The organism is Mesorhizobium sp. M7A.F.Ca.US.007.01.2.1 (genome assembly GCF_003998165.1).
In the GTDB taxonomy this organism is placed as follows: Bacteria; Pseudomonadota; Alphaproteobacteria; order Rhizobiales; family Rhizobiaceae; genus Mesorhizobium; species Mesorhizobium ciceri.
In genome coordinates, this window is sequence record NZ_RZQP01000364.1 from 1 (window position 1) to 3,828 (window position 3,828).

Annotated in this window: 6 protein-coding genes; 2 read left to right on the top strand and 4 right to left on the bottom strand. The window is 63.9% G+C overall.

Annotated elements, in window-relative coordinates; all coding sequences use genetic code 11:
• Nucleotides 1-266: 30S ribosomal protein S16 (locus tag EN949_RS33595; RefSeq protein ID WP_127371936.1), on the top strand; the 266-nt coding region annotated here is incomplete at its 5' end.
• Between the two features lie 84 nt (nt 267-350).
• Here EN949_RS33595 and EN949_RS33600 read toward each other — a convergent pair.
• From EN949_RS33600 to EN949_RS33610, 3 genes are all read right to left on the bottom strand, one after another.
• Nucleotides 351-614 carry a glycine zipper domain-containing protein gene (locus EN949_RS33600; RefSeq protein WP_013528799.1) on the bottom strand — a complete coding sequence of 88 codons (264 nt, stop codon included), beginning with the start codon at nt 612-614 and terminating at the stop codon, nt 351-353.
• 134 nt (nt 615-748) lie between these two features.
• On the bottom strand, nt 749-1,159 hold the full coding sequence (locus tag EN949_RS33605) for a DoxX family protein (protein ID WP_027162877.1): 411 nt from the start codon (nt 1,157-1,159) through the stop codon (nt 749-751).
• 121 nt (nt 1,160-1,280) lie between these two features.
• Entirely contained in the window at nt 1,281-2,186 is a 906-nt protein-coding gene (locus EN949_RS33610) for a bestrophin family ion channel (RefSeq protein WP_127367180.1), read from the bottom strand.
• A 188-nt stretch (nt 2,187-2,374) separates the two neighbouring features.
• Between EN949_RS33610 and EN949_RS33615 the strand changes: the two genes are divergently transcribed.
• Nucleotides 2,375-2,782: an ACT domain-containing protein gene (locus tag EN949_RS33615; protein ID WP_013528796.1), complete on the top strand. Its 408-nt coding sequence runs from the start codon at nt 2,375-2,377 to the stop codon at nt 2,780-2,782.
• A 157-nt stretch (nt 2,783-2,939) separates the two neighbouring features.
• On the opposite strand, the gene EN949_RS33620 is transcribed toward EN949_RS33615, so the two are convergent.
• The coding region (locus tag EN949_RS33620; protein ID WP_127371937.1) for an aspartate-semialdehyde dehydrogenase at nt 2,940-3,828 on the bottom strand (889 nt) is incomplete at its 5' end.

Below are 3,828 nucleotides of genomic sequence, written 5' to 3' on the forward strand. Positions count from 1 at the left end.
AGGATGGCGAACGCGTCAAGGTCGACGCCGACCGCGTCAAGCATTGGCTGGCGCATGGCGCCCAGCCGACCGACCGCGTGCTGCGCTTCCTCGACGAGGCCGGCCTTGTCAAGCGCGACGCCCGTTCCAACCCGAAGAAGGCCGAGCCGGGCAAGAAGGCGCAGGAACGCGCTGCTCTTCTGAAGAAGGCGCAGGAAGATGCCGCTGCTGCCGTTGCCGCCGCCGCGGCTGCACCGGCCGAGGCGGAAGCCGCAACCGCCGAATAAGTATTTGCTCTATCGCATCCAGGAAAACGGCGGGCCATGTGCCCGCCGTTTTTTCATTCGACCCTGTCTGTAAAAGCCGCCCGGTCAATAGCCGCGCGGGCAGCGGTCAATATAGACGCGGCCACGGCTATCGCGGTAGCGGCATTCGCCACGCTCGCTCGCCCGGCCGATCAGCGCGCCGGCAACAGCGCCGACGGCACCACCGACGACGGCGCCTTCAACCGGATCGCCGGCGACCGCCGCACCGACGGCAGCGCCACCGAGGCCGCCTACGGCCGCGCCTTTTTCCGTTTGCGAACAAGCGGCGAGCGGCACCAGCAGCGCCATCAAAAGCATCGTTTTCTTCATCGTCGTTCCTCTCCGATAGGAGCCGCCTCCGCCGCCGGGCGAATCTCTAACTCGCAACTCGGCGATTCGATCCCTGAGATATTGCCCGGCAAAGGGTTCAGGCTTCGAGTTGAAAGCGGTGCTTCGATCCGGATCTAACGGCTGAACGGGATCAGCGCGCGGAGCCTGGGATCGCGCAGATACAGGCCACCCCACAGGATAATGCCGAGATAGACGCCGAACAGAATGTGCGAGAACAGCGGGTTGTCGACGCGGACATTGGTGGCGATGGCGCCGCCCATATAGGCGGTGAGCAGGATGGCGCCGAGCACCGAGGTGCGCGGCAGCGCATAGAGAGCGGTCGAGATCAGGCCGATGACGCCAAGCATGCGCGCGACATTCGGATCGGCCGGCCAGCCAAGCGGCACCATCGTCTGGATGACGATATCGAGCGGCGGCAGCTTGATGGCGCCGTCGAAGATCATGAACAGCACGATGACGCCGCTGAGCGCGCGGCCGGTCCACAAAGCGCCCGGCGAGACGGGCGCGGTTTCGGAAATGCTCATGATGGTCCCTCCTGATGGTTCTATCCCCTTCTTGCTGGGGTCGAACCAAGGACGTGGCATGGAGCGGCGATCCGACAGCGGGGAGGATTCTTTTAATCCCGCTAAGCCCGCGCGCCTTTGCCTACGAAAAATAGAACTTTTCCGCCGGGATCATCTTCGGCGGCGTTTCGCCCAGCGCCTCGAACACCGAGATTTCGCAGACACGGCAGAGGCTGTCGAGAGCGAGGTCGTTGGCTTCGGTGCCGAACGGATCCTCGAGCTCTTCCGACAGCGCGTCGAGGCCGAAGAAAGTATAGGCGATCAGCGCGGTGAACAGCGGCGTCGCCCAACCGGTGGTCGAGATCAGGCCGATCGGCAGCAGCAGGCAGACGATATAGGCCGTGCGATGCACCAGCAGCGTGTAGGCGAACGGCAAGGGCGTACCGGCGATCCGCTCGCAGCCGGCCTGGATGGCCGCGACCGACGCGAGCCTCTCATCGAGGATACGAAAGCCGATCGTGTCGACGTCGCCCGCCAGGCGCTGCGCATTGGCACGCCGGCCCATCCGCCTGACCATCTCATCCGCCGGATTGGAAAAGGCTGCTGCCTTGTCCGCCTCGGCGTCGATGAAGGCACGGGCATCCTTCGTGCTGTCGATCTTGCGCAACTGCCCGCGCAGGAAATGACAGAAGGCGAGCGCTTCCATCAGCAAGGCGCGCTGTTCGGTCTGGTTCGGGATGAGGCTGGTGGTGGCGCGTGCCAGGTTGCGCATTTCGAAGACCAGCGCGCCCCACAGCTTGCGCGCCTCCCACCAACGGTCGTAGGCGGCGTTGTTGCGGAACGAGAGATAGATCGACAATGTCACGCCGACCAGGCCGAAAGGCGTGATGTTGAAGACGCTGAAATCAAGCTGGAACCGGCGCGCCGCGGCCAGGATGATCGCGGAATAAAGCGCGAAGCCCAATATCTGCGGCAGAATGCGTGGCACGACCGAACCGCGCATGATGAAGAACAGCTGCAGGAATGTGGGGCGCGGGCGAACGATCATCGAAGGCCTTTCACGGACCGGCACTGGCCCTCAGCTTCTCTATTGTGCGATGCGACAGCTCTGCAAGCCCAGCCGCCAGCGACATCGCCATGTCGTCCTTGCAGCGCCTGGACTATCGGCACGCGCCGGTCGCGGATATTGAAGAGCACGTGGGCTGCGGCCCGTTTTTTGCAGGCGAGGGAAGACAGATGGCCGGCGAAACCGATCTCAAGACACTGCTGGCGTCGATGACACCGGAGCTGCTCGCCGGCGCCTATGTCTTCGTCACGCTGGCACCCGGCGTCCCTCAGCCGGAAGGCGTTGAGCCGGTGATGGTGTTTCGCGAGCGCGAGGGTGTGACGCTGATCGTGACCGAGGAGGAGGCCAACGCCGCGGCACTGACCGCTTCGTTCCGCTGCCGGATGCTGACGCTGAACATCCATTCGTCGCTGGAAGCCGTCGGCTTCCTCGCCGCCATCACCACGCGCCTGGCCGCCGCCGGCATGGGCGTGAACCCGGTTTCGGCCTTTTATCACGACCATCTGTTCGTTCCCGCCGATAGGGCGGAGGAGGCACTGAAGCTGCTGATCGGGCTGGCCGAGGACAACCGAGTGTAGCGCATCGGCGAAGCTGCCGATCTCCCCCCTCGTGGGGGAGATTGGCCTTCATCAATGCTCCGCAAACCTTCAGCATCCCGGCCGAGGGCCGAGCCCGCGACCGCGGGCCAGCCGCGCTAGCGGCGGTGCGGCCCGTGAGCGAAAACTAGATCAGCCGTCAGGCCGCCTTCTTCTTCGGCTGGATCAGGCCGCGCTCGACCAAAAGCTCGGCGATCTGCACCGCGTTGAGTGCGGCGCCCTTGCGCAGATTGTCGGAGACGATCCACATCGACAGGCCGTTGTCGATGGTCGAATCCTCGCGGATGCGCGAGATGAAGGTGGCGTCCTCGCCGGCCGATTCCAGCGGCGTGATGTAGCCTCCGTCCTCTCGCTTGTCCAACACCTGGCAGCCTGGGGCTTCACGCAGGATATCCCGCGCGTCGTCGGCGGTGATCGGCTTTTCGAACTCGATGTTGACCGCTTCCGAGTGGCCGATGAACACCGGCACGCGCACGCAGGTCGCCGTCAGCTTGATCTTGGGGTCGAGCATCTTCTTGGTCTCGGCGACCATCTTCCACTCTTCCTTGGTGGAGCCGTCGTCGAGGAAGACGTCGATGTGCGGGATGACATTGAAGGCGATGCGCTTGGTGAACTTCTTGACCTCGACGCCATCGGCGACGAAGACCGCGCGGGTCTGGGTAAAGAGTTCGTCCATGCCTTCCTTGCCGGCGCCCGACACCGATTGATAGGTGGCGACGACGACGCGCTTGATGGTGGCGAAATCGTGCAGTGGCTTCAATGCCACCACCAGCTGCGCCGTCGAGCAGTTCGGATTGGCGATGATGTTCTTGCGCGTGAACAGCGAGATCGCGTCCGGGTTCACTTCCGGCACGATCAGCGGCACGTCCTGGTCGTAGCGGAAGGCCGACGAATTATCGATGACGACGCAGCCCTGCTTGCCGATCTTCGGCGACCATTCCTTGGAGACGCTGCCGCCGGCCGACATGATGCAGATGTCGGTGTCGGAAAAATCATACTGGTCGAGCGTCTTCACCTTCAGCGTGCGG